The sequence below is a fragment of the Candidatus Tectomicrobia bacterium genome, from assembly GCA_016192135.1.
Lineage (GTDB): Bacteria > UBA8248 > UBA8248 > UBA8248 > UBA8248 > 2-12-FULL-69-37.
On record JACPUR010000041.1, the window covers coordinates 108,242 to 132,033 of the forward strand.

22 protein-coding genes and 1 tRNA gene are annotated in these 23,792 nt (G+C 66.1%); 7 read left to right on the plus strand and 16 right to left on the minus strand.

Annotated features, from left to right (window positions below):
- Positions 1-24 precede the first annotated feature (24 nt).
- The 4 genes from cas1 to HYZ11_17985 all read right to left on the minus strand — a co-directional run bounded on the left by cas1 (position 25) and on the right by HYZ11_17985 (position 6,364).
- Positions 25-912: a type II CRISPR-associated endonuclease Cas1 gene (gene cas1 / locus HYZ11_17970; GenBank protein ID MBI3129499.1), complete on the minus strand. Its 888-nt coding sequence runs from the start codon at positions 910-912 to the stop codon at positions 25-27.
- Positions 905-4,174 (minus strand): type II CRISPR RNA-guided endonuclease Cas9, encoded by a 3,270-nt coding sequence (gene cas9 / locus HYZ11_17975; GenBank protein ID MBI3129500.1) that lies wholly within the window; start codon positions 4,172-4,174, stop codon positions 905-907. The genes cas1 and cas9 overlap by 8 nt, the downstream gene beginning before the upstream one ends.
- A gap of 211 nt (positions 4,175-4,385) precedes the next feature.
- Positions 4,386-5,345: a site-specific integrase gene (locus tag HYZ11_17980; GenBank protein ID MBI3129501.1), complete on the minus strand. Its 960-nt coding sequence runs from the start codon at positions 5,343-5,345 to the stop codon at positions 4,386-4,388.
- Between the two features lie 152 nt (positions 5,346-5,497).
- Complete coding sequence (locus HYZ11_17985) at positions 5,498-6,364, minus strand: M48 family peptidase (GenBank protein MBI3129502.1); 867 nt, start codon at positions 6,362-6,364, stop codon at positions 5,498-5,500.
- 183 nt (positions 6,365-6,547) lie between these two features.
- On the opposite strand from HYZ11_17985, the gene HYZ11_17990 reads away from it, so the two are divergent.
- The 6 genes from HYZ11_17990 (at position 6,548) to HYZ11_18015 (ending at position 12,903) form a co-directional block, all read left to right on the plus strand.
- Positions 6,548-6,760 (plus strand): hypothetical protein, encoded by a 213-nt coding sequence (locus tag HYZ11_17990; protein ID MBI3129503.1) that lies wholly within the window; start codon positions 6,548-6,550, stop codon positions 6,758-6,760.
- An 851-nt stretch (positions 6,761-7,611) separates the two neighbouring features.
- Entirely contained in the window at positions 7,612-8,157 is a 546-nt protein-coding gene (locus tag HYZ11_17995) for a hypothetical protein (GenBank protein ID MBI3129504.1), read from the plus strand.
- 1,317 nt (positions 8,158-9,474) lie between these two features.
- Positions 9,475-11,094 carry a DUF3987 domain-containing protein gene (locus HYZ11_18000; GenBank protein MBI3129505.1) on the plus strand — a complete coding sequence of 540 codons (1,620 nt, stop codon included), beginning with the start codon at positions 9,475-9,477 and terminating at the stop codon, positions 11,092-11,094.
- A 284-nt stretch (positions 11,095-11,378) separates the two neighbouring features.
- On the plus strand, positions 11,379-11,528 hold the full coding sequence (locus HYZ11_18005) for a hypothetical protein (protein MBI3129506.1): 150 nt from the start codon (positions 11,379-11,381) through the stop codon (positions 11,526-11,528).
- Positions 11,525-11,764, plus strand: a complete 240-nt coding sequence (locus HYZ11_18010; protein ID MBI3129507.1) for a helix-turn-helix domain-containing protein — start codon at positions 11,525-11,527, stop codon at positions 11,762-11,764. Before HYZ11_18005 ends, HYZ11_18010 begins: the two co-directional genes overlap by 4 nt.
- Positions 11,761-12,903, plus strand: a complete 1,143-nt coding sequence (locus HYZ11_18015; GenBank protein MBI3129508.1) for a site-specific integrase — start codon at positions 11,761-11,763, stop codon at positions 12,901-12,903. The genes HYZ11_18010 and HYZ11_18015 overlap by 4 nt, the downstream gene beginning before the upstream one ends.
- Before the next feature lie 10 nt (positions 12,904-12,913).
- On the opposite strand, the gene HYZ11_18020 is transcribed toward HYZ11_18015, so the two are convergent.
- The 6 genes from HYZ11_18020 to HYZ11_18045 all read right to left on the minus strand — a co-directional run bounded on the left by HYZ11_18020 (position 12,914) and on the right by HYZ11_18045 (position 17,700).
- Positions 12,914-12,988, minus strand: a tRNA-Gly gene (locus tag HYZ11_18020).
- Positions 12,989-13,064: 76 nt separating this feature from the next.
- Positions 13,065-14,141, minus strand: coding sequence for an alpha/beta fold hydrolase (locus tag HYZ11_18025; protein ID MBI3129509.1), 1,077 nt, complete (start codon positions 14,139-14,141; stop codon positions 13,065-13,067).
- A 101-nt stretch (positions 14,142-14,242) separates the two neighbouring features.
- Complete coding sequence (locus HYZ11_18030) at positions 14,243-15,268, minus strand: ABC transporter substrate-binding protein (GenBank protein MBI3129510.1); 1,026 nt, start codon at positions 15,266-15,268, stop codon at positions 14,243-14,245.
- Between the two features lie 37 nt (positions 15,269-15,305).
- Positions 15,306-16,139 (minus strand): ABC transporter permease, encoded by an 834-nt coding sequence (locus HYZ11_18035; protein MBI3129511.1) that lies wholly within the window; start codon positions 16,137-16,139, stop codon positions 15,306-15,308.
- Complete coding sequence (locus tag HYZ11_18040) at positions 16,136-16,936, minus strand: ABC transporter ATP-binding protein (protein ID MBI3129512.1); 801 nt, start codon at positions 16,934-16,936, stop codon at positions 16,136-16,138. The genes HYZ11_18035 and HYZ11_18040 overlap by 4 nt, the downstream gene beginning before the upstream one ends.
- A gap of 371 nt (positions 16,937-17,307) precedes the next feature.
- Positions 17,308-17,700: a RidA family protein gene (locus tag HYZ11_18045; protein ID MBI3129513.1), complete on the minus strand. Its 393-nt coding sequence runs from the start codon at positions 17,698-17,700 to the stop codon at positions 17,308-17,310.
- 160 nt (positions 17,701-17,860) lie between these two features.
- On the opposite strand from HYZ11_18045, the gene HYZ11_18050 reads away from it, so the two are divergent.
- A complete protein-coding gene (locus HYZ11_18050) occupies positions 17,861-18,058 on the plus strand; it encodes a hypothetical protein (GenBank protein ID MBI3129514.1) in 198 nt (65 codons plus the stop codon).
- Here HYZ11_18050 and HYZ11_18055 read toward each other — a convergent pair.
- The 6 genes from HYZ11_18055 to mtaB form a co-directional block, all read right to left on the minus strand.
- Positions 18,047-18,316, minus strand: a complete 270-nt coding sequence (locus tag HYZ11_18055; GenBank protein MBI3129515.1) for a hypothetical protein — start codon at positions 18,314-18,316, stop codon at positions 18,047-18,049. The two genes, HYZ11_18050 and HYZ11_18055, sit on opposite strands and share 12 nt — an antisense overlap.
- Positions 18,317-18,469: 153 nt before the next feature.
- A complete protein-coding gene (locus HYZ11_18060; protein MBI3129516.1) occupies positions 18,470-19,684 on the minus strand; it encodes an MFS transporter in 1,215 nt (404 codons plus the stop codon).
- The gene (locus HYZ11_18065) at positions 19,681-20,667 is read right to left on the minus strand and encodes a P1 family peptidase (protein ID MBI3129517.1); all 987 of its coding nucleotides are present in this window, start codon (positions 20,665-20,667) and stop codon (positions 19,681-19,683) included. Before HYZ11_18065 ends, HYZ11_18060 begins: the two co-directional genes overlap by 4 nt.
- 31 nt (positions 20,668-20,698) lie before the next feature.
- The gene (locus HYZ11_18070) at positions 20,699-21,283 is read right to left on the minus strand and encodes a DsbA family protein (protein ID MBI3129518.1); all 585 of its coding nucleotides are present in this window, start codon (positions 21,281-21,283) and stop codon (positions 20,699-20,701) included.
- A 62-nt stretch (positions 21,284-21,345) separates the two neighbouring features.
- A complete protein-coding gene (locus HYZ11_18075) occupies positions 21,346-22,269 on the minus strand; it encodes an SAM-dependent chlorinase/fluorinase (GenBank protein ID MBI3129519.1) in 924 nt (307 codons plus the stop codon).
- The gene (mtaB, locus tag HYZ11_18080) at positions 22,266-23,690 is read right to left on the minus strand and encodes a tRNA (N(6)-L-threonylcarbamoyladenosine(37)-C(2))-methylthiotransferase MtaB (GenBank protein MBI3129520.1); all 1,425 of its coding nucleotides are present in this window, start codon (positions 23,688-23,690) and stop codon (positions 22,266-22,268) included. Before mtaB ends, HYZ11_18075 begins: the two co-directional genes overlap by 4 nt.
- Between the last annotated feature and the right edge of the window lie 102 nt (positions 23,691-23,792).

Consider the following 23,792-nt stretch of genomic DNA (forward strand, 5'->3'; position numbering starts at 1 on the left):
GATTGAGGCGCCCGCTGGGAATGGTCACACCTCCGGCAGGACGAGGCTCTTCCGCTTTCCGGCGTACACGGCTGCGAGGCTCGCCGCCATGCGCGCCGCGATGTCGAAGAGGGTGCGCGACTCTCCCTCGGCTTCAAATCTCCCCGTCAGTGCCCCGATGAGCGCCTTCTTGGCCTCCTTGTCGAGGGGCGCGTCTGCCCCTTCTTCCTCGCAGTTGCGCGCGACCGCCCGGTCCACGACGGGCCGGAAGGGCTCCATCAGGTCGTCGGCGAGCCGGAAGGCGTCGTAGCGGTTGTGGTGGTGGAGGCCAAAGGAGGGATGGAGACCAGCCCCGCAAATAGCCCGCGCCACGATGGCCCGGAGGACCGCATAGCCGTAGTTGAGAAACCGGTTTTGATCCTCCGCCTCCCGGTTTCTCCGGAAATCGGGATCTCCAAAGAGTTCGCGCCAATACCTCCGCGAGGCCTGAGCCTCGATGCTGGCCGCGTTGCCCGTGAGGACCCGCCCGGCCATTTGGAGGAGGCCTTCGTCGTTTCCCCGAAGCTCGGCCAGCACCTTTCCCTGAGCCCGTACTTTGGCCCGGACCAAATCCCGCCACAGGCGCTTTAGGACAGGCAGGGATACTCCCGCCTGAAGGGCGAAGCGCTCCCCCTGTGTCGAGTGGCCCTCCAGGGGGAGGAGCATGGCCGAGGGCATGTGGCGGCCGTCGCAGGCCACGAATATGCCTCCCGCCGCCGCAAGGCCGCTCAGTACCGCATGGGTGAAGGTCACGCCGGGGTTCGAGACGACCAGAGCAGCGACCTCGGCCAGAGGAATCGCGTTCTCCCCGCTCTCCAACTGGATGACCAGAAGGGAGTTCCGGACGCTTAAGCGCGCGGGCGCTTCGGATATGTCAATGACCCGCTCAATCACTGGCCAGGCGCACCTCGCCCAAGGGTGTGACAACAACTTTTCTGCAATTCATCTCCCGCAATTTATCTATCGGCGCTTCTTTCCGGTCGCCCGCTTTTTTAATGTCGGACACTTTCCGGGCGTCGTTGGTCCGCTGGTATTCGATTGTCTTCCGCCCATCTTTTCGATGAACGACTGTTTTGACGAGATACAGCCACATTGAACCATCACCATCTGTCAGCTGAATGGTCTCGCCAGGAGCCAGGGAGAACTTAAACTCACTCCCATCTCCACGGTCTTTCTTTACGATCGCTCCCCATACTGAGAACGACTTCCCACGCCCTCGCCTTAGCCCACTTCCATCCCCACGAGCATTCCTGACAACTGCTCCTTCCGGGAGAGGCACCCCCTCCCGGAACCTGCGTATGGTCTCTTCTAGCCGCCGCATGGCTTCGTAGGTACTGACGACCTCGCCCTCCCATCTCGGAAGCCCTTGGCCGTCCTGCGTCTCAAAAATTGCAACGTAATGGTTGGAACCCGGCATAACGTGGCGGGTCTCGTCCACCTGCATCACCCGTTCATACTTGCGGATGCGAACCTTGTGGATTGGGATCTCCCGGCCGTCCTTCGCCTTCAGGCAGGGATGATCCTTCGGATCCTTGAAGACTTTCTTCGGCTCCTCCCCGTTCAGCCTTTCCTTGACGATTCGCTTGATGGTCCGGTCCTGGATGTTCTCGACCTCGGAAGCGGAGAGGGCGCCAAGAGGCTTCCGGACGAGCGCGTATACCTTGCCTTTCTCATCCGTGCGCGGTCTGCTGTGGATGGTTGCGTTGTGGAGCGCCCCGCGCACCTTGCAGGAAACCCGGTGGGAGACCTTCAGGCACGCGATAACGCGCCGTACATCATCGAGGAATCCGGACCAGGGCGGCTCCACTTTTCCGAAGAGCCTCCGGCGCTCCCGGGTGGCCCGCTTCGCCGCGTCGCTGAGCGCCTTGACCGCCGCCGGGGTCGTGAGGGCGATGGCGACAGCGTCAACCGCGTGGTGGCGGTGATCCTCGCGTGATTTCTGCGGCCCGCCGTTGAGGATGCGGTTCAGCCCCCACTCGCCCCGCAGGAAATGGGTCACCTGGCCCCGTGTAGCCTGGACGCGGATTTTGCCCTCCGGATCGGCCCCATGTTCGTTCGCTCCATATAGGAGGCCCAGATACCTCCTCGCCAACCTCGCGGCGTAGCGCGTGTCGTTGAGCTGGCGGGCCGTGAAGTCTTCGATGCTCTCCAGGTCCTTGAGTTGGAAGCGCTCCAGCTTGACGCGGGCGGCGTCTCCCTTGAACTGCTTGACGCGCTGGATGATTTCTTCCCATTCAGATGTACCGCCATAGGCTTCCCAGGGCGTCTGGTTCCGCTTCCGGTTGCGGTTCTCCTCGTGGTGGCAGAGGGTCTTGTTCATGAAGGAATTGTCGAGGGAGCGGTCGAGGGGGATGATGTGCTCCACGTCGAACTGGGGGCTCGGCCCGATGAGTGAGGCAGCGTTGATTGTCCGGTTGGTGTACGGGCACTTCCAGCCGCATTCCTCGGCGAGGAGCCATTTCTCAATGTCATGACCCCGGGGCTCTGCCCCGGTCTCCTTGATAATTTTTTGAGCCTTGATAATTTTTTGAGCGGCATCTTCTCGCCTGAGGCGGTTTTCATAGTTGCGCCTTGAGATCGCCTTGCGGTCCTCGCGCGACTTCTTGAGATCGCGGGCCAGCTCGACCCGGACGAGGCTGGGCTTGCCGTATTCGCGCACGATGGCGTTGACGATCTTCCGCACTTCCGTGAGGGTCCGCTGGACGGCCGGGTTGCGGACCTCCAGCGCGTCCGCCAGGGGAGGCAGCGACTCCTCCGGCTCCGGGAGAGACAGGTCCCCATAGACCTGCTTCCGCGCCGTAGCGTAGGGGACGCCCCCTTCTATGAGGGGGAGGAGCCTGTTCACCGCATCGAGCGACAAGGAGAGGTGGCCCTCTTCCAATCCAATCTCGCCGAATTTCTTCGCCGCCTCCTCATCGAGCCCCCACTTGTCCCTTCCGAGTTTCCGGAGCGTCTCCTCCCTCCGGATGCTTCGGACGTACCAGACGATCCGATCCTTCTCCTCCGAGGAAAACCCTGCCCACCGTTCTTGGCCGAACACCTCGATGAGCTTGGCCGCCGTGCGGTTCCCGGCGAGCTTCTTCTCGGCCTCGGTCTCGAAGTTGAATCGGTGGCCCTTGAGCTTGAGGAGGGTACGAATTTTAGGGAATGTGAGATCCCCTTGAGACTCAAGAGCATCCAGTAGCTTTGTGCGCTCCTCGGGCTCCAGATTCCGGATTTCCCCATCCGGCGTGATCACTTTCAGGTCGTTCACCTTCTGGAGGAGGCGGAAACGTTGGGCGGGAAGGAGGGCGAGGGGGGCGCGCTTTTGGCCCGGCTCCAATTCGCACTCGCCGATCAGGTGCTTCGCGCTCTTGAGAGGCCGCTGGCGGAAGATGGCCCGGTGGACCTTTCGTTTGAGTTCCTCGGCCAGGGCGCCTGGATGGTAGGGAACCTGAGCGGCCCATATTTTCTCGAACTCCCCCTGATACATCTCCCTTGCCGTCCAGCGGGCGCGGATGCGCTCCTCCTCGGGGTCGAGGCGGGAGAAGTATTCGCCGAGCGTGCGCGTCCCTGAATTTTCGATGTTCTGCGCCAGTTCGCCGATCTTCTTCTTGACCTCGCCCTTCTTCTTCTTGACCTCGCCCTGATCTCCTTTTCCCTTCTCGGCTTTCCTGAGAGCCCTCCGGTTCGAAAGGAAGCCGCGCCGGTGGGCCAAGTGGTAGATGGCACGGCCCAGTTCGAAGGGTTCGAGCTTTTCATCAAGGGCCCGTGCTCGGAGGCGGTAGGGGAGGACGTGGGGATGGGCCTTTCTCTCCTCGTCGGAAAAGAGGCCCCGGTCGAGCGCCTTGAAGAACGCATCCCGGGCCTCGGGCAAACTCAAATCGCCCGGCGGCAGGAGGCCGACCTCCTGAAGGATGAGGGCGAGGCCCTTGAGGCGGCGGGCGCGGCGGGCGAGCATCCGCCTCCGAAGGCGGGCCTCGCGGCGATCCTTGGCCCGCGATTCATCCCCTCCCGACTCGATGTCCCCCTCCACCCCGGCGGGGTAGACGCGCACCCCCGCGCGGAGGAAGCCTACTGGCTTGGCATTTCCAAGCTTGATGAGGGCCCAGCCGACCGAGTTGGCGCCGATGTCGAGGCCAAGGAGAGTTTCTGGAGCGGGCGTGGGCGGGTTCATCTCGCCTCTCCTCTTGACAAAATTTTCTGGAAGGATATTATTTCATGTGATTGTACCTGAGCGGCGATTGCTTGCAAGTTACAGCAAGGGCTTTCGTCCGCCGGGCTCTGCCCCGCGAGGGGCACCCCGAGGCGCCTCCTGAGGCGCCTTTTTTTGCTCGTATTCCCCCAGTCCGGAGAAAAGAAATTCTTCGTCCGCAGTGGCCTGTCACCTACAGCAATCCCTCCCCCGCGTGGCCCTTGAAGGCGTCCGCCCGGCGGACGTAGGCCCGGACGGTCTGGACGCTCCGGTGGCGGGACACGTCCATGATGGCCCATACGTCCTTCCCCGCCTCGGCCGCCGCCGTGACGAAACCCGCGCGGAGGGAGTGCCCGCCGAAGTCCTCCGCCCGGAGGCCCGCCCGCTCCGCGTACCGCTTGACCGCCTTCCCGATGCTGTGGCCGCTCAAGGCCCCGGCCTGGACCTTGCCCCCCTTCCCCAGGCGCCGGAACACGGGGCCGCTCGCGATGCCCGCCCCGGCCAGCCAAGCCCGAAGCGCCCCGACCGGGCAGAAGAACCTCCCGCGCACGATGGGGACGCCCCGCCCCTGGCCCTCTTGGTCCGTCTTGGAGCGCCGAAGGTGGACCCAAAGGTTCCCGTCCTCCCGGAATTCCACGTCCCCGGCCTCAAGGCCCGCAAGCTCGGAGCGCCGGAAGGCCCCCGCGAAGCCCAGGAGCAAGAGCGCCCGGTCCCGGAGGCCCCGGAGGGTACTTGTATCGCACAGCCGGACCAACTCCCGGATCACGTCCGCATCGGCGGCCCGCTTCTGGCGGGGCGCGGCTCCCTTCTCCCGGCGGATGCCCTTCAAGGTGGTCCGCACGGCTTCATCCCGGGTGGGGGACTCCAAGCCCGCCGCTCGATGAGCCAGGGCGATGGCCGCCAAGCGGCGCTCGATGGTGGACACTTTCCGGCCCCGCTCCGCCTCGTGCGCCAGGAAGGCGCAGACGGCCCCGGGGGAGGCCGGGAGGGGGGAGAGGCCCCGGGCCTCGGCCCAGGCCGCGAACGCGCGCCAGTCCGCCCGGTAGGCCCGCTTCGTGGACTCCGCGCGGGAGGCCTCCGCGTACCGCCGGGAGGACTCGGCATCGGCAAGCGCCAGGGCCTCGCCGGTTTCCACTTTCTGCAAGCCGTCCATCTTTCATCCCTCCCATGCCCGGCCCCTCCGATGGGGGCCGGGCGCGATGCCCCGCGTCCGGGGCGCCGACTCTGACCGCCGTTCAGCGCCGGGGTTTTACCCCCGTCCGGTTGCCGATGGCCCGGGTCCCGGTCGGCCTTTCGATGGTGGAACTAGGCCGCTACCGCCTCCGCCGCCGCGAGGATTTCCCCGAGGATCGCCCGAATCCGCTTCATGGCCCGGAAGATGGTGGGGACCACCGCCTTCTTGCCCCCGGCGTACTTCGCGATGTAGTCATAGGCCCGCCCCTCGTTCCCCAGCTGGACCCCGTACAGGCGCGAAAGGACCGCCGCCGCCATTTCCGCCGCTACCTCTTGATCGACGTGCTGGCCGGGCGTGAGGCGGCCCCGGAGCCGGGCGTCCGCCGCGTGGGCCAGTTCGTGGAAGAAAACGTCCTCATCTTGGGTCGCCAGCCGGATCTCCCGGCCGTCCACGGTGCAGGAACCCGCCGCGCCTTCCATGCAACCCAGGTAGGAAACCCGTACCCCCCAGGCTTCCGCGACTTCGGCCAGGGGAGGCGCAACGGGGGGCAGATAGGCGAGCGGTTCGCCTTCGGTATCCTCTAGACGGAACACAGGGGCGGCGAAGAAGCGCCCCGCGAAGGCCTCCCGGTACTCCGCCGGTCCGGTTTCGATGAACTCGGCGTCATCGGCGGGGAAGCCGTCCGGGCCATCGTGGGAAAAATGCCCGCCGCTCTTGACCGGCACCTTCACCATGCGGGGGGCCAGGATGTGGAAGGCCTTGGCCCCTTTCTTGACGTGCCGCCCGGCCGCCTTCCATTGCCGGAAGCCCCGGGCGTCCTCCGTTCCCGCCAGGGCGCAGAGGATTTGATTGCAGAGGGACCACTTGGCGGAGGGGATGCCGGGGTCTTTGATGAGGGTCCGGGCCAGGATGGCCGGGACCTCGCCCCGGGCGAACGCTGCGACGATTCCATTCAGGGCATCTTGCGCGTGAAGCTGAGACTTACTAGGCTGGGCCATTCTCGTTTCCCTCCTACCAGGGATTCGGGATAGGGCCTCTTTGGGGTTGGCGCCCCTCTGAGGCCCGCTTTTTTGGTTGCGGGAAGCAGGGATTATCGCAACCAAAAATGAATCTAGGGCCATGCAATCATTTTGTCAATCGAAAATATGGACATGCTATCAAAAAGTCTGTAGAGTGCTTTTATGAATGCGCGCGGCGGGGCCAGGGAAGGGGCGGGGCGGAAGCCCAAGGGGCCGGAAAAACTCTCCAGCTTGCTCAAGGTGCTGATGGCCCCAAGTGACCGGGAGCGGCTGGAGAAGGCCGCCCGAAGCCGGGGCATCGGCGCAAGTGAACTCGCCCGCGCCTACATCCTCCGAGGGCTGGCCGGGGAGGAGAAGCGGAAGGGGAAGGGATAGGCGGCCCTGCCCTTCACCAAAGGGCATCCCCCAAAGCGCGCGCGCTTTCCTGGCGGGACTTTGGCCCGCACCCCTGCCCTCCCCCCCCGAGGGGCATGGGTCCAGGGCACCCCCCTCGCGAATGCTCTATCCCGTTTTTACCGGCGCGCCGTATAAAAGCGGCTTCAGGGCCTGCCAGGGGCGGTTATTGACGAAACGGAAAAGGGAGCCGGGTGATAGGAGAACGGAGAATGGAACCCGTTGCCCGCTCACTCTTGCTTGATATTGTCGCAAAGAATTACATTAACGGTGACACATAGACCCGTTGGCCGCTCTCCCGCCCCCAAAAAAGACACCCCTGCCACAAACCATGAGCGAGGAGTTAGTTAGCGATAAGTCCCCTTCCCGCAAGCGATATACTCCGGCCGGTCTGGCTATGCCGGAAGGCCAGGAGCGGGCCGATATCATCCCCCGGGGGCCTTGGCACACCCCCCGCCGGGGGCAATCGCGTAGGGGTCCCAACGTTTCACTTTAGGGGCAAATGCTTCCGCCGAATTGCCAGAGGGGCCAGGGGCAGCGAAATACGGTCCCTTCGCCAGCGGCCGGACATCAATGGGCGCCGATTTTTTGATGAGGGCTGGTTTTAGCGATATCGCTTCCGGCCGGGGCTAGGCTTCGCACTCCAAGATCCGCTCTCCCGAGCGGCCTGCCCCGCGCCTGATTCTCGGGTGCCCCACGGAGGGGCTATGAATCCAATCTCTCAAGGCGACAATCCGGACGAACGAACGGGCGCACGTTACGACCCTTCGGATTGGACCCCTTCTAGAATCTACGACTACATATGCCGGTGCGAACGGAGGGAGCATGGCACTGTGTTGCTGTCCGAGGAAAAATATCAGGGTTGGCTGAAAGAATATGCCAGCCGAGCCGTTCAGGCTGGAATTAATCGTTTCTTACGTGCGGCCACTGCCCGGCCCTCAAAAACCCGTCGTTATGCGCGGTCGAGCCGCAAGAGCCTCTATGACCGCGTCGGCGGCAGTCCGTGGGATCGCCCGCAAAGACTCCATCGCATGATTGCCGAGCACGAATTTCCGTGGGTTGTCCTGAAAGGTGAGTTCGATACCATTATGGACAAGAATCTTAACAGAGAAGCGGCAATCACAATTCTACGGGAGCGATATCACTACCTCCCTCACGTGAGGAGAGAGAGGTTTCCAATGGACCTTTTGGAAAATCCTTCAACATTGGCGTATGCAGAAATTATCGAAGACCTAGAATTAGGAATTGAGCCAGAGTCTTTGCCATCTCTTCTTTCGAGGGCTCCTGTTCCTGATGAAATTAGACAGTGGGTCCAGCCTCGCACCCGCAAACTTTCTCCCACCATCAAAGGCACCCGGTCCAGGAAGCTTAGAAAGTAAATTCATCCCACTCACTCCTGCAATCCTTTGTTTTTATTCTTGATTAGGCACCGATTTCAGTTTTGGCGTCCCCTCGCCCCGAATCATTACATTGCATCCCGACGGCGGGAGCGCATCGACGCCCTCCCGCACCAAAACCCCTGCCCCCGCCTCCTGCCCGGGAAAGCGACCGAAGGGTGCCAATAATAGTTCCCGTTCTAGACCAAGGCCCTGGGAAATCCCCCCGTCCTATAACGCTGAGCCCGTCCCCCGCCTTCGGCCCCAGGGGGGACGGGTCAGAGGGGGAGCGAGTCGTGAGCGTGATTCACTGCTCTGGACAGGAAGTCCGCAGTAGCTTGAACCAGATTCTTGTTGACATTTTGAAAAGCGCTTCCCTATATATGGGGAGAATACCGAAGCGGTTGAACCCAGCCGCGGAGACTTCGGTATCGCGGGGCCGGACTCCCGCGCGGGTAGCGGGTCCCAAAAACCCGGAATCACCCGGCGAGGGGGCAGCAACACGCGTCACTCCCCCCTCAAAACAAAAGCCGAACGGCGCGCTCATGACGAGAGCGGGTAGCCCTACGGGGCGGCCCCTTCGTTTTGGGCGCGCTTTTTTTGTTGTCCGAGGAGGAAGTTCCGCTCCGCCCGGGAGGCGCGAAGGGTGGTAACCGCGACTGAGATTTCCCGCAAGGGAACAGGAGACCTTCCGCCCCAGGGCGAGGAGGGCTCCAGTCAATGACAACGACGGCGCCCGCTCTCCGATTCCACCATCCCACCCTCGGCAAGCCAGAGATGGTCTGCCCCTTCGTCCAGCCGGACGGGACGCTCATCGGCTACGAGGTCCGATTCCCTGGCAAGCGAATCCTTCCTCTTACCCCCACGGGCGAATGGCGCGCCTTTTGGCAGCCGGACAAGCGGCCCCTTGCCAACCTGGACCGCATATCGACTGAGCCCGACAAAACGATCATTGTCTGCGAAGGTCCCAAGGCCATGTTCGCGGCGCAGAGGCTTTTCCCGGGCTACATCTGCACTTGCTGGCCGGGTGGAACGAACAGCCGCGCCCAGGTGGACTTTGGCCCACTTTACAGGCGTCGGGTGATCTATTGGCCCGACGCAGACGGGCCGGGCATCGAGTGCATGAATGAAATCTACATGGAACACGCCCCCTTTTGCGAAAGGAGCTTCGTGCTGCCACCCGCTGACGCTCCGAAGGGATGGGACGCGGCAGACCTGGAAGCTGAAAAACCTCCCGATCCCAACGCCTGGCTCAAGACCGCGTTGAAACTGCATGACGAATGGCGGGCCGCTGTTGATCCCATCATGACCGCCTACCGAATGGAGCTTGAAACAAAGAGGGCGACGGTCCGGGAGAAGCGCCCGGCCCGGAACGGGTGGCCCGGGCCTCCCGCCGCCGACCCTACCGACCCGGGGCCGGTGGACCTGGTTCCCGGCATCCCCGATGAGCCCTCCATCCTGTTTGAAGGCCCTCCTGTCCCGCTCGACGCGCCCGACCTCCCCCCTCTGTGCCCTGAGCTGTTCCCTGGCTTCCTTGGCGGAATGATCAAGGCAACGGCGCAGGCGACTGAAACGCCCCCCGAACTGGCCGGCCTTTTGGGCCTCGCCGCCGTCGCTGCCTGCGTGCAAGGCAAGGCCGTAGTCTGCCCCTCGCCCGACTATCGGGAGCCCCTGTGCCTCTACGTCGCGCCCGCCCTCGACTCGGGCAACCGGAAGACCTCGGTACTCATGGAAATGACTCGCCCCCTGCGCGAGTGGGAGCGCAAGCGCGCCGATGAAATCCAGCCCGAGGCGGACAAGGCCGCGAGTATGCGCAAGACGCTGGAGGCTCGCGCGGATTATCTGCGGAAGCAGGCGGCGAAAGCCGAGAGCCTGGAACTTGAAAACCTCACGGTCGAGATCGAGGAGGTGGAGCGCAAGATACCCGAGATTCCCGTCCTGCCCCGCCTCTGGGCACAAGACGTGACGCCCGAACGCCTGGGTGCCCTCATGGCCGAGAACCAAGAGCGGATTGCACTCATCAGCGACGAAGCCGGAATTTTTGAAATCCTGGAAGGTCGTTACAGCGGCGGAATCCCGAACCTGGATCTATTCCTGCAAGGGCACGCCGGAGCGCCCGTCCGGGTGGACCGGGGGAGCCGCAAAGCCGTCTATCTCCAGAGCCCTTGCCTCACCCTCGCCCTCAGCCCCCAGCCCGAAGTGATTCGGGGGTTGGCGCTCAAGCCCGGCTTCCGGGGGCGGGGCCTCCTGGCCCGCTTCCTGTATGCCCTTCCACCTTCCCCTCTCGGCTGGCGAAAGCTCACCAGCAAGCCCACCCCCCAATCTGTGCGAGACGCCTACGCCCGGGGCCTCCGGGCGCTCCTGGACACCCCCTCTGTCATCGGCGAGGACGGGGAGCCCGTGCCGGTGGTTTTTGAGTTTTCTGATGATGCTTTCAGCGAGTGGCGGGAGTTCAGCGCGGCGACCGAGCGCGAACTGCGAGAGGATGGGGAGTACGCGCAGATCACCGATTGGGCGGGGAAGCTCCCCGGCGCCGCCGCGAGAATTGCTGGCCTCCTTCACTGCGTCCAACACGCCGGGGCGGTTTCATTTCCGACCGCCATATCCCGCGACACCGTGCAGAGCGCCCTGGAGATCGCCGCCATCCTCAGCAAACACGCCCTCGCCGCCTTCGGTCTTATGGGGGCGGACCCGGCCATCGAGGGGGCCAAACGAGTCTGGCGATGGATAAAGACAAGCCGGGTGAAGAGCTTCACGGCGCGCGAATGCTTCCAGGCGCTCAAGGGCACCTTCGGGCGGATGGGCGAACTACAGCCCGCCCTAGCCGTACTCGTGGAGCGGGCCTACATCGCCGAAGCCCCCCGAGAGAAGTGCAACGTCCCGGGGCGGCCGAGCAAAACCTACACCGTCAACCCGGCCCTGACGGAGGAATGGGCATGAGCTGGCGGGACATCATCGGGACCCGCAATCGCGAAATCTCCCCTACACGCCAAAATCCTCAAAATCCCCAAAACCCATCCGCAGACGGTGATTCTGAGGATTTTGAGGATTTTGGCCTAAAGGGGCATGTATGCGGATTCCAGCCCTCATCCGTCTCCCGCCTTTCCTGGCCGTCCGGGTTCGTCCTGGTAGTTCAGCCCTCCTGGTGGCCCGGCCCGCCCTTCTATGTCCTTCGTACGCACGAGGAAGCCGCCGACCTGGAAGGGGATGGGATCGCCCCCGGGATGATCTGGACCCTGGAGGAGGCCCGGAAACTGGCTGGATTGAAGCCGGAGGAGAAGCTGGACCTCGCCCGAGTCAAGGCGGAGTTCAACGGCCGGGTGGCCGAGGTGCAGCCCCTGGCGGCAAATGCCAAGCGGAGGCGGGCCGCATGAACGAAGCCCTGCCCCCCCAGGCCGATCCTCACGGCGACCTTCCTGCCGTCCTGACCGTGGACGAACTGGCCGAATTTCTCCGTGTGGGTAGGGATACGGTATATCAGGCCATCGCAAAGGGAGAGATACCGGGCGCCTGCCGAATCGGCCGCACCATCCGAATCAGCCGGGACGCCATGCTAGACTGGGTCCGAGGGAAAGGCCACGCCCCGCGCTCCGAGAGGGGAAGAAAGTGAGCGTGAGGCGGAGGCAGTACCGCGACCCGGCGACGGGCAGGGAAAGCATTGTGTGGATGGTGGACGTGGATTTCAGGCACCCGGAGGGCCGAAGACAGCGCATCCGCAGGGTGTCCCCCGTACAGACGAAGCGGGGGGCCGAAAGCTACGAGCGGGAATTGCGGGGAGCGTTGCTTGCGGGCCGGTACGGGAGAGAGGAGGCGCCGGAGAAAAGGGAAAGCCCGAGATTCAGCGAGTTCTCAAAGGATTTTCTTACAACATACGCGGAAGCGAACAACAAACCGAGCGAAGTAGCAGGAAAAAAAACGACACTGGAGAAACACCTTGTCCCATTCTTCGACCAGGCGAGGCTAGACGGAATCGGGAGCCGGGACGTGGAGGCATACAAGGCCCTGAAGCTGAAAGAAGGCCTCTCCCCCAAGACGGTGAACAATCACCTCGCCGTCCTCGGGAGGATGCTCCGCATCGCCCGCCGCTGGGAACTGACGGAAAGGGTGCCGGACATTGCCCCTCTCAAGCTCCCCCCGCAGGAATTCAGGTTCCTGGACTCCGAGGAGGCCGACCGGCTAATCGAGGCAACCGATCCGGATTGGAAGCCGATGATCACGCTGGCTCTCCGGACGGGCCTCCGGCTGGGGGAACTCCGGGCGCTTAAGTGGGAGGACGTGGACCTCAAGGGCGGGCGGCTCATGGTGCGCCGGGCCGCATGGCGGAACACCATCGGCACCCCGAAGAGCGGCCATGCGCGGGAGGTCCCTCTCTGCGATCAGGCAATTGCAACACTGAGAGGGCACCGGCACTTGAAAGGCGAATTCGTTTTCTGCGCCCAAGACGGGGAAATGCGCTCCATCCCATCCTGCAAGCATCCCCTCTGGCGGGCAAGGCGGAGGGCCGGGCTTCCCCACCTTGGATGGCACACCCTCCGGCACAGCTTCGCCTCTCACCTTGTGATGAAGGGGGCAACCCTGAAGGCTGTGCAGGAACTCCTGGGCCATGCGGACATCAAGATGACGATGCGCTACGCGCATCTGAGCCCCGATGCGCGGCGGGAAGCCGTGAAACTTTTGGATGGGAACGGCACGATAGCGGCACTTCTCCCCCAAGCTGAGGGAGAAGGCCGCCAAAACCTAATGAATTAGGGATTTTTTCTGGAGCGGGAAACGGGATTTGAACCCGCGACCCCTGCCTTGGCAAGGCAGTGCTCTACCGCTGAGCTATTCCCGCATCTTTTGACCCCGAAGCCCCTGTCCGGCGGGCGCCCTTAAGATACCCGAGGGCGGCCGAGAGTCAAGCCGGGAATCTACCTCAGCTTCTCCGCCAGCCAGTCGGCGGCCAGAGGGCGCCAGCGGAAGGGGATGTTGTTGCAGACGTGACCGCCCTCCGGAAAGATGACCAGATCCGCCGCCTTCCCCGCCTCCTCGGCCACGCGCCGCGAGTCCTCGGGCGGGCAGAGCCGGTCCTGTCCGCCTCCGATGACGAGGAGGGACCGGTCCAGGCCCGCCAGCTTGCCCCGCAGCGAGAGTGCCTTCGCCCGCTCGCCCGCCTCCTTCTCGGAGGAAACCTGGAAGGCGTGCTGGAGGCCCTGCCGGGTCAGGGCCGGGAGCGCCGCCCAGAAGCCCGCCATGTCGTAGAAGCCCCCGGCCGCCACCCCGGCCTTGAGCCGCTTCTCCGCCGCCAGGGCGCGCGGGCAGTAGTAGCCTCCCAGGCTCACCCCCAGGGCGCCCAGGCGGGAAGCGTCCACCCGGCCGTCCCTTACGACGAAATCCACCACGGCCGAGACAACGCGCTCGTAGTCGGGCCGCAGGGGCAAATCCGCCCGCTCTCCCTGGGCCGGGCCGTCGAAGGCGAGGGTGGCGAGCCCCCGGTCGTGCAAGACCTCCTCCAGGGTGAAGAACTCCTCCTTGGTGGAGTCGAGGCCCGCGATCAGGAGGACGCAGGGAGGCTTCCCCTTCCCTCCCCCCGGGACCCGCAGGACGCCCGGCAGCGCGCCTCCCTCGTAGGGGATGGAGACCCGCTCGCCCGGCGGCCGTAGGTCCGGCAGGGCTTTCGTGTGGCAGGCGACTTTCTTCTCCTGGGCCTCGCGCTTGAGAGCCGCGTCCTCGTGATAGACGAACTGGGCGAAGTGGTAGGCCAGGGCCGCCCGGACGCAGGCCTCCGCGGCGCTCAGCCGGCGGCCCTCCCGGGCGATGGCCTCGGCCTCCTCCCGCCGCAGGTCGCCGCGCTCGATCCAGAGCCGGCACCACTCGCGCCAGGAGGTGACGCGGGGGATGACGTCGGAGGCGTCGTGGTAGGAGATGCCGTTCGCGAGGAGGCGGACGTACCAGTGGGCCATGGCCTCCTGGGTCAGCCGGTCTCCACCCGCCGGGGCTGCGCTCATCTCTCCTCCTTCCTGCGAAAAGCGCCCGCCGCGGGGCGGGGCCCCGCGGCGGGCATGTCTGTTTCGATCGCGGAGGCGGGAGCGGCGGGCGCCGCCCCTGCCTACTTCTCGTTGTTGGGCGCGGCCTCGCCCACCTTCTTGAGCGCGGCCTCCATCACGTCAAAGGCCATCATGTCCTCGTACTTTGGGGGAGCGCCCTTGTACTTCTTCAGCCGCACGTTGAGTTCGTTCGTCGCCTCCATCACCTTCCGGGGCATGCCGTTGTTCACCGTCCAGAGGCGCTCCTTCACGAGGATGTCGTAGGTCTGGTCGAAGATCTCCGGGTTCTTCTTGAAGGCGGGGAAGGAGTGCTTGATGGCCGTCTGCCGGAGGCCCGCCTTGTCCTTGTAGATCGCCCGGGTCGCCTCCATCAGGCTCGCCGCGAAGGCGACGAACTCGTTCTTCCGGCTCTTCAGCTTCTCCTCGGAGGCCGTCATGGCGGCGTAGAGCTGCAGGGGATCGGCCTTCCACAGGTTGGCGATGACCTTGATATCCGGCTTCTTCTGCCGCGCCATGAAGACCTGTTCAACATGGATGACGACGGCGTCGGCCTTGCCTTCGACCAAGTAGGGCACCCGCGCGGGGGGCGCCGTCACAATGTACTTCACGTCCTCGTCCTTGAGCCCCGCCATCTCCAGCACCCGCAGGATGCCCAGGTGGCTGTAGCCGCCGCGGCCCTCGATGCCGATCATGCGGCCCTTGAGCTTGGCGGGCGTATCGATGTCCGGCGCGGTCGCCGCCTGCGCCTCGTTCAGGTGGGCGAAGGAGTGGAAGAACTTGTGACCGCTGCCCCCTGCGATGCCGCTCATGGCCAGCGCCCCCGGGATGTTCCCCGCGTCCACCCCGCTCTGGGCGCTCACCGCGGCGCGCTGCACGGCCACGCCCCCGCGGAAGTACTTCACCTCCACCTCGATCCCGTGCTTCTTGTAGATGCCCTTGTCGATGGCATAGAGCACCGGCAGGTGGATCACGTTGGGCGGGCTGGTGGGCATCGCCACCACGATCTTGGCGGCCCAGGCGGGCTGGGAGGCCGGCCCGAGAAGTGCCGCCAGGAAGGCGGCCGCCATCCAGAATGCGCACCGTTTCATCGTTCAACCCTCCTTGCCATAGAGGAAATTCCGCCCGCTAGTGCCTGCTCCCCGTCCGCCATGACGCGAACCGGCCCTCGAAGAAGTTCACCAGCTTCGTCAGGACGATGCCGACGATCATGAGAAAGACGACGGGCGCGAGGCCCTTGTCCATCTCGAGATTTCCGACGTAGTCCTGGCTCAGGGCGCCCAGCCCCGAGATGCTCATGAGGAACTCCGCCACCACCATCCCCACCAGCGCGCGCCCGGAGGCGAGCCCGAGGCCGGCCACCAGATAGGGCACCACCGAGGGGAAGATCAGATCGCGCCAGCGCTGCCACTCGCTCGAGCAGAAGGATCGCGTGACCTCCAGGAGCATGGGGTCCACGTTTCGCACCCCGTGATAGACGTTCACGATGACGGGCATGATGGCGAAGAAGACCACGATGGTCGTCTTCCCGGCGAAGTCCACCCCCAGCACCATGGCGATGGGAAACGCCAGCGCCACCACGGGCGTCGCGTAGAGGGCGTACACGAAGGTGTCCACCGCGTACTCGAAGTTCTTCGAGCGGCCCATGAGCACCCCGATCACGATGCCCGTGGGGATGGCCATGGCCAGCCCCGCGCCCAGGATCTGGGAGCTCTCGTAGGCGGCCGTCAGCATCTCGCCGCTGAACAAGAGGGCGAAGAACGCGCTCACGATGGCGCTCGGGTAGCTGAACACGGAGGGCCGGATGACGCCGGTCCAGCCGAGCGCCTCCCAGCCCCCGACCACCGCGAGCAGCGAGAGTGCCCGGATGTAGATGCGGGGCTCCTGGATCCACAGCCCGGTGGATTCCGCCTCGGCCTCCTTCGCCTTCGCCGCCGCGAGGGGCTTCGTCTCGGTCGTCATGGCTTGGCCTCCATCCGGAGGGCCACCCCGTCGGGGAGCGGCCCGGGGTCCGCGTCTGGGCGCCGCAGGGCCTCCCACAGGTAGTGGCGCAGGGCCTGGAACCGGTCGCTCGCGCGCAGCGATTCGATCTCCCTGCCCCGGCCGAACCCGGTCTCCAGCTCGAAGCGGATGCGCCCCGGCCGCGGGCTCATCACCACCACACGGTCCCCCAGCAGGAGCGCCTCGTCGATGCTGTGCGTGATGAAGAGCATGGACTTGGGCTCCACGTCGATGATCCGGAGAAGCTCCTCCTGGAGCTGTTCGCGCGTCAGGGCGTCCAGGGCGCCGAAGGGCTCGTCCAGCAGGAGCACCGCCGCCTGGGTGGCCAGCGCGCGCGCCAGGCCGGCCCGCTGCTGCATCCCGCCGGAGAGCTCCGAGGGGTAGTGCTCCTCGAAGCCCTCCAGCCCCACCAGGCCGATGTAGCGGCGGACGAGCCGGTCCGTCTCCCCGGCCGGGCGGCCCTGGATGCGCAGGCCGTAGGAGATGTTCTGGTACAGGCGCTTCCAGGGGAAAAGTCCGAAATGCTGGAACACCATGGCCATCTCAGGCCGAGGGGCGGTCACGCGCTCGGAGCGGAAGATGACCTCCCCCTCCTCGTGCGGGATCAGCCCGTTCACGATGCGCAGAAGGGTGGTCTTGCCGCACCCGCTGGGGCCCAGGATGGTCACGATCTCCTGGTGGCCCACGTCGAGATCGATGCCGTCGAGGACGTGCAGGCTGCCGTAGCGCTTGTGAAGACCCCGCAGGGAGAGGCTCACCCCGCGATCCCCCGCGGCTGGCGTCCGGTTCAAGAGATTCTCCGAAGCGGTGGCCAAGCCGGGCGGGAGGCGAGGCGAGGCGGGACCGCGAAACCATTGAACAACCGCCGCGGCGGGAGTATTCCGGCTCAAGCCCTTCCGGAGCCGCGGTCGTCACGGGACGAAGGCTTCATTATTCACCCGCCCCCGCCCGAAGGCAACCCCTGGATCAGGGGGTCTCGCGAAACGTCCCGCGGCCCTCCGCATCCTTTCCGCAGAGACGAACCCCGCCTTGGCGGGGCCAGGCCAGGGAGAAAGGGCCATGACGCGCACCGCCCCTGCAGACATCTAACGGCAAGGCCGGGGCGAGGGGAAATTTCCGGCGGCTCCTCCTACTCCTCCCCCACCACCGCGACCGCCTGGATCTCGATCATCATGTCGGGGTGTGCGAAGCCCGCGACGGTGATGAGGGCGCTCGCCGGGAACCCTCCCGGGAAATACTGCTTGCGCAGCTCGACGAAGCGGTCGCCGTGCCTCACGTCGAGGATGAAAACCGTCATCGTCACGATGTCCTGGAGCTTGCCGCCCGCCCGCTCGAGGGTCTTCCCGATGGCGCGGAAGGTGGCGTGGGCCTGGGCCTCGAAGTTCCCGGCGAGGGATTTGCCGTCCTCGTCCGCCCGCGCCCCCACCCCCGCCAGCCAGACGGCCTTCCCCCCGCGCGTGACGACGGCGGGCGAGAAGGCGCGGTTCTCCTGCCAGGTCCCCTTCAGGTATTCGCGGGCCATGCGTCGTCCCTCCTTGTGGGTCCGTTTCCAGCTTGCCTTTGGGTTGTTTGCAGTCTCACGAAGTTAATTTTTGTTATTTGCGTATTTCCAGGCTATAAGTAGAACTTGATTAACAATCAATCATGTTTTACATTTGAAAGGTAGCAAGGAGGGAAATATCATGGGAAGTAACCAGATTCCAAAGGCTTCTGCTGAAGCTAGACTCGTCGAGTTTCTGCGGGAGAACCTTTCATACGCAGAAAAACTTGAAGAGGCGTATCTCCACGTAAAGGCCGGCGAACGTATCGAAGACGTGATCAAGATTTTTCCCGAATGTGCAGAGGATCTACGGAGAAAGACGCAATCCTTAGCGTCGTAAGCCTCTTCGATTCATCGCCCAATTTTTTAGCTCATTCGTGCTCCAAGGTGGGTCAACCACCCCGTTGATCGCTTCAATCCATTTTTGCGCGCGCTCGTCAAAATCCTTCTCTGAATTGCAATCATCAAAGATCATATCCACAAACTGACCTATGGTGAGCACTTTGGTGCGAATGGCGGTTTTGGCCGCCATGCGGCGGATTGCTGGATCGTCAAAGTGCCTGAGGCCTTCAAGATCAGGCGGTATGCCTTCAGGCATCTTCCACTCCAGCAAAACAAATGGTTGGCAAATCATTTTTGGGGCTCTAGTTGTTTATGCAACCACATTTTCAAAAGCCGTGAAATTAGGGACGCTACCGTAAATCATTCTCTCTCAGCCTCGGCTTGATTCTCGGAAATTTCGTTCCTGCGATCACTTCTTCCCCCGGGGCAGCATCGCCGAGACCGCCACTCCCGCCCACACGGCAATGGTGAAGAAAACGTAGCTCGCGCCCAGGCCATAGTGCTCGGCCAGCCAGCCCCCGGCCAGGGGCGCGATGAAAGACAGCCCTTCGACGGCGTAGATGACGCCCACCGAGGTGGCCAGCACGTCCTGGTCGCAGTAGTCCGCCGTCGCCGTCAGCACGATGGGAGCCACGAAGCTGACCAGCCCCAAGAGCGCCGCCAGGGCGATGAGGGCGGTCTCCCACGGGGCGAAGGGCATGGCGAGGCCGATCGCCCCAGTGAGCGCCAGGGGGATCACCAGGGCCGAGCGCGCCCCGAAGCGGTCGTAGAGGTAGCCCATCACCGGCTTGGTCACGGCGCCCATCCCGAAGTAGAGCGAGACCGCGAAGCCGATGGTCGGGGTGCTCATCCCCGCCGCCTGAGCCCCCAGGAGGGGCAGGAAGCCGATCATCCCCTTCGTCCCCATGCTCCGCAGGCTGTAGAGCATCGCGAGGAGGATGACGCTGCGGTTGGAGATCACCCGGCGGGTCAGCGCCCAGGTGCCCTCCCGCCCGCCTCCGGCGCCGCCCGGGCCCCTCGGGCGCGGGCGGTCCGGGAACCGCGCCCCCACGAGGGGGAGCAGCGCCAGGGCCGGGAGGGCGAAGGCCGCGACCGCCGCCCGCCAGCCCGCGAAGGTGGCCAGCGTCGCCAGCCCCACGGGCATGATCCCGGTCCCCACGTTGCCGCCCAGGCTCTGGTAGGAGAGCGCGAAGGCCCGGCTCGACGCGAAGCGCTCGGCGGTGAGGGCCGTGCCGCAGGGGTGGTAGACGGTGTTCCCCGCCCCCGCGACGAAGGCGAGGGCGAGCAGCGAATGGTAGGAGCTGGTCCACCCCATCGCCACGAAGGCGGCGGTGGCGACTCCCATCCCGGCGATCAGGACGGTCTTCTTCCGCCCGGTGGCGTCGGCCAGGAGCGAGAGCGGGTACTGGAAGAGCAGCACGGCCAGGCTGAACGCGCTCAGGAGCCCCCCCGCCTCGATCGGCGAAAGGCGCAGGTCCGCCACGATGAGGGCGAGGACGGGCACCAGCATGTTGTTGAAGCCGTCGCTCAGGCCGTGGGTGATGCTGATGACGCCGAGGTCGAGGTAGTCGCCGCGCCGCCAGGGGACCCGGGCCATGCTCCCCGCCCCCGGCGCGCGGCTCACCGCAGGTCCCGCCAGGCGGGGACCTGCCCGAAGCCGTCCGCCTCCCTCACCGCCCGGCAGATGGCGCGGGAGACGGCCGCCGCCGCCGCCGCGCCCACGTCGTCTAGGTTGGCGGAGCGATCGCCTTGGGAGAGGGCGAAGACCATGTCCCCGTCCACGGTGGTGTAGGAGGGCCGCACGGCGCGGATGAGGCCGTTCGCCGCCATCTGGGCGAGCTTGTGGGCCTCGGGCTTGGTGAGCCGCACGTCGGTGGCCACGACGGCCAGGGTGGTGTTCTCCCCCGGGGAGGCGAACCCCCGGGCGGGCCGGCCCCGCTCCCGGAGATAGGCTTCGGTGTCGATGAGGCCCTCGGCGGGAGGGAGGGCGCGCGGGCCCGCGAGGATCTCCCCGGTGTCGGGGTCATGGACCCCGCCGAAGGCGTTCACCACCGCCAGGGCCCCCACCCGGCCGCCACCGGGGAGCGGGAGGCTCGCCGTGCCGAGGCCGCCCTTCATCGCTTGGCCGAAGCCGAGGAGTTTCCCGACCGTCGCGCCAGTGCCCGCGCCCACGCTCCCCTGGAGGCCCTCGCCCTCCCGGGCGGCCTCGCAGGCCTCCCGGCCCATGCGGGGGCCGGGGCGGACCCGGCCGTCCCCGAGCCTCAGGTCGAAGAGCACTCCCGCCGCCACGGTGGGCACGGTGTAGCCCGCCGCCGGGAACCCCCGCCCCTGCGCCTCGAGGAACTCGGCCACTCCGTCGGCCGAGGCCAGCCCGAAGGCGCTGCCGCCGGTCAGGAGGACGGCGTCCACGTTCCCCACCAGGTGCTCGGCCCGGAGGGCGTCCACGTGGCGGGTGGCGGTGGCGGTGCCCCGCAGGTCGCAGGCTCCGACCGTCCCGGGTGGGCAGAGCACGACGCTCACGCCGGTGAGGGCGCGGATATCCTGCGCGTGGCCCAGCCGGAAGCCGGGCACGTCGGTGATGCAGCCGCTGAGGCCTTGGGGCGCCAGGGCGGAGCCTCCCCTCGAGCGGAAGGAATCGTCAGAGGACCGGAAGCTCCCCTGATCCCCGGCCCGGAAGCTCGCCGGTCTTGAGGATGCTGTCGATGACGTAGCGGTACTGCTCGGGGGGCACGGCGCCCACGAGCACCGCCTGATCGTTCACCACGACGGAGGGGATGCCCGAGATGCCCTGCTGCACCGCCTGCGTGTACTCGTCGAAGGCCTGCCGGCGGTAGGTGCCGCTCTCCAGGGCGTCGCGGACGAGGTCGGCGTCCACCCCGCTCTTTTCGGCCACGTCGAGGATGACGGCCTTGTCCGAGATGTTGCGGTTCTCGGTGAAAAACGCGCGCAGAAGGCTCAGGTGGAAGCGCTCCCACGCCTCCGGGCCCTGGTTGCGCACGGCGATGCCGGCCTCGGCCGAGGGGAGTGAGCAGTTCGGGAAAGGATCACCGCTCTCCCAGAGGTGGAAATCGCCCGAGTCGGGGCCGGCGCCCGCGCGCGTCCAGCCGGCGCGCCGGTAGTCGTTGAAGACGGCGGAGGGGTCGGGCTCGGGCCGGAGCATGAACACCCGGTACTGGATGTCCACCTTGTCGCCGTACTCTTCCTTGATCTTCTTCAGGCGCACGGCCGAATTGAAGCACCAGGGTCAGAGGAAATCGCTGTACACCGTGAACCGCACCGGCCCGCTCATAGCCCACCTCCGATGGATGGCGCGTCCGCCCCCCCCGCCCGCTCGAAGCGGACATGGACGGGCACTCCCTTGCCGGCCCCGAGCTCCCGGGCGGCGTTCCCCTCCGGAATGAAAATCTCCATGCGCGACCAGCTGTTGAGCTGCGCCCCGACCTCGCCGGGGCGGACGGCGCCGTAGAACTCGCTCATCCCGCGGATGCGCTTCCCGCACGCCTCGATGACGGGGATGAGATTCTCGTCCGCCTCGCCCGCCCGGCTCTCCCCCTCCCAGAAGGCGACGGTGTCGATATTCGTGATCAGGTTGCCGAACCGGTCCACGTAGATGACCTCGCCCCGGATGCAGCCGTCCTCCCCCACCTGGGGCTTGGCGTTGGCGAGCCGGATGGGATCGCCGATCAGCGGCCCGAAGTTCTCGGCCGGCTCGCCCAGGGAGAGGTGGCCCGCCACGGGGGCATAGACGTCGCGCCCGTGGAAGGTGGAGCTCACCTTCTCCAGGAAGAACTCCACCGTCCGCAGATGGCGCACCCAGCGGAAGGTGGGATCGTCGAAGATGTGGGTGAAGCAGCCGTTGTCCGGGCCGACGAAGAGATAGTGGTCCGTGGCGGCGATGATGCTGCGCCGGTCGCCGCCCACCCCTGGGTCCACCACGGCGACGTGGATGGTCCCGTTGGGAAAGTAGTGATAGGAGGTCGCCAGCACGAGGGCGCCGGCGGAGACATCGAAGGGAGGGATGGAATGGCTGATATCCACGATCTGGACGTCGGGGTTCGTGGCCAGGATCACGCCCTTCATCACCCCGACGTAGTGATCCTCCAAGCCGAAATCCGTCACCAGGGTGATCACCGGCCGGGGAGGCGCCTCGTCGTGGATCTCCGGGCCGCCTTCCTCGAAGGAATCGGGCCGGTCTTGGATGTCGCTCATGTCAGGGGTACCCCCCATAGGCATTCCGCGCGGGCGGCACGGCCCCGCGGCTCCCGCCCCGCCGGGAGAGGCTCGAGGCGGACCGGCACGATCCGGCCCCGCCACGCGTCCGGCCCCTCCAGCGCCACCCGGAGGTAGTTGTCGGCGAGGCCGGTGAGCAGGCCGTCCGGCCGGCGGGCGCGCTCCACGAGCACCTCCGCCCGCGACCCGGCCTGCCCGGCGGCGAAGGCCGCCCACTTGCGGCGCCCCAGCTCCTGGAGCGCCCGGGCACGGCGGCGCAGCTCGTCCGGCGGCAGACGGCCCTCCAAGGAGGCGGCCCGCGTGCCCTCGCGGGCAGAGTACGGGAAGACATGGAGATAGGCGAGAGGCGCCTCGCGCACCCATTCGAGGGTCCGCTCGAAGGCTTGGGCGCTCTCCCCCGGGAAGCCCGCGATGAAATCCGCCCCCAGGCAGGTGCCCGGGACCGCATCCGCCAGGAGCCGGAAGCGCCGGGCGCAGGCCCCGGCGCGGTAGTTGCGGCCCATGGCGGCGAGGACGCCGTCGTCCCCGCTCTGGACGGGGATGTGGAAATGGCGGCAGAGGCAGGCGCCCGGCGCGGCGCCGGGGGCGTTCCGGCCGGCCGCGCGGATGAGCTCCCGGGTGAGCTCCCCGGGTTCGATCGAGGAGAGGCGCAGCCGCGCCACGGCCTCCACGCGGAGGAGCCGCTCGGCCAGGCGGCTGAGGGTCGAGGGGGGCGTGAGGTCGCGCCCGTAGGCGCCGAGGTGCACCCCGGTCAGGACGAGCTCCCGGTGGCCCGCTCCGGCCAGGCGGCCGGCCTGCTCCGCGCAAGCCTCCGGAGGGAGGGAGCGGCTGCGGCCCCGAGCCAGGGTGGTCGCGCAGAACGTGCAGGAGAAGTCGCAGCCATCCTGCACCTTAAGAAAGCCGCGCGTCCGCTCCCGGAAGGCGGGGACGAACGAGGCGTCGAGGAGCGGCGCCTCCTCCGGCGCCCCGGCCCGCACCTCGGGAAGCCCCCCTTCTCCCCTCGCCAGCGGGAGGGAAAGGTGCTCGTCGAGGCGCATTTTCTCGGCGTTCCCGAGAAGGAGGTCGGCTTCCGGGATGCGCATCCTCTCCCGCCCGGCCTGGACGGAGCAGCCCGCCAGGACGACCCGGCCGCGGGGGGCGCGGCGGCGGGCGGAGCGGGCGAGGCGCTGGCCCTCCCGATCGGCCCCGGACGTCACCGTGCAGGTGTTCACCACGTACACGTCGGCCTCCTCCTCGAAGGAAACCAGATCGTAGCCCGCGCTCGCGCACCGGTGACGCATGGCGTCGCCCTCGGCCTGGTTCAGCTTGCAGCCCAGGCTGAGGAGGGCCAGGCGGGGGCGGCGGGAGGAAAAGCTGGCCTGCGAGCCGATGATCCACCTCCGGGAATGCAAAGGATTCAAGGCGAGAGGAAACCCGGAAAGTCCTTAAATCTTATGGCTCCTTCCCCCGCGGCGCAAGGGCCGCCGCGCTTGACCAACCCCCAGCGGATTGATAGGGTAGCC

Bases quoted from the DNA above. Each gene is read 5' to 3' on its own strand.
- HYZ11_18025 (MBI3129509.1), bottom strand. From the start codon at position 14,141: ATGAGCGCAGCCCCGGCGGGTGGAGACCGGCTGACCCAGGAGGCCATG.
- cas9 (MBI3129500.1), bottom strand. From the start codon at position 4,174: ATGAACCCGCCCACGCCCGCTCCAGAAACTCTCCTTGGCCTCGACATC.
- HYZ11_17985 (MBI3129502.1), bottom strand. From the start codon at position 6,364: ATGGCCCAGCCTAGTAAGTCTCAGCTTCACGCGCAAGATGCCCTGAAT.
- HYZ11_18000 (MBI3129505.1), top strand. From the start codon at position 9,475: ATGGAGCTTGAAACAAAGAGGGCGACGGTCCGGGAGAAGCGCCCGGCC.
- HYZ11_17980 (MBI3129501.1), bottom strand. From the start codon at position 5,345: ATGGACGGCTTGCAGAAAGTGGAAACCGGCGAGGCCCTGGCGCTTGCC.
- HYZ11_18030 (MBI3129510.1), bottom strand. From the start codon at position 15,268: ATGAAACGGTGCGCATTCTGGATGGCGGCCGCCTTCCTGGCGGCACTT.
- HYZ11_18050 (MBI3129514.1), top strand. From the start codon at position 17,861: ATGGGAAGTAACCAGATTCCAAAGGCTTCTGCTGAAGCTAGACTCGTC.
- HYZ11_18035 (MBI3129511.1), bottom strand. From the start codon at position 16,139: ATGACGACCGAGACGAAGCCCCTCGCGGCGGCGAAGGCGAAGGAGGCC.
- HYZ11_17990 (MBI3129503.1), top strand. From the start codon at position 6,548: ATGAATGCGCGCGGCGGGGCCAGGGAAGGGGCGGGGCGGAAGCCCAAG.
- HYZ11_18055 (MBI3129515.1), bottom strand. From the start codon at position 18,316: ATGCCTGAAGGCATACCGCCTGATCTTGAAGGCCTCAGGCACTTTGAC.
- HYZ11_18010 (MBI3129507.1), top strand. From the start codon at position 11,525: ATGAACGAAGCCCTGCCCCCCCAGGCCGATCCTCACGGCGACCTTCCT.
- HYZ11_18075 (MBI3129519.1), bottom strand. From the start codon at position 22,269: ATGAGCGACATCCAAGACCGGCCCGATTCCTTCGAGGAAGGCGGCCCG.
- HYZ11_18005 (MBI3129506.1), top strand. From the start codon at position 11,379: ATGATCTGGACCCTGGAGGAGGCCCGGAAACTGGCTGGATTGAAGCCG.
- HYZ11_18045 (MBI3129513.1), bottom strand. From the start codon at position 17,700: ATGGCCCGCGAATACCTGAAGGGGACCTGGCAGGAGAACCGCGCCTTC.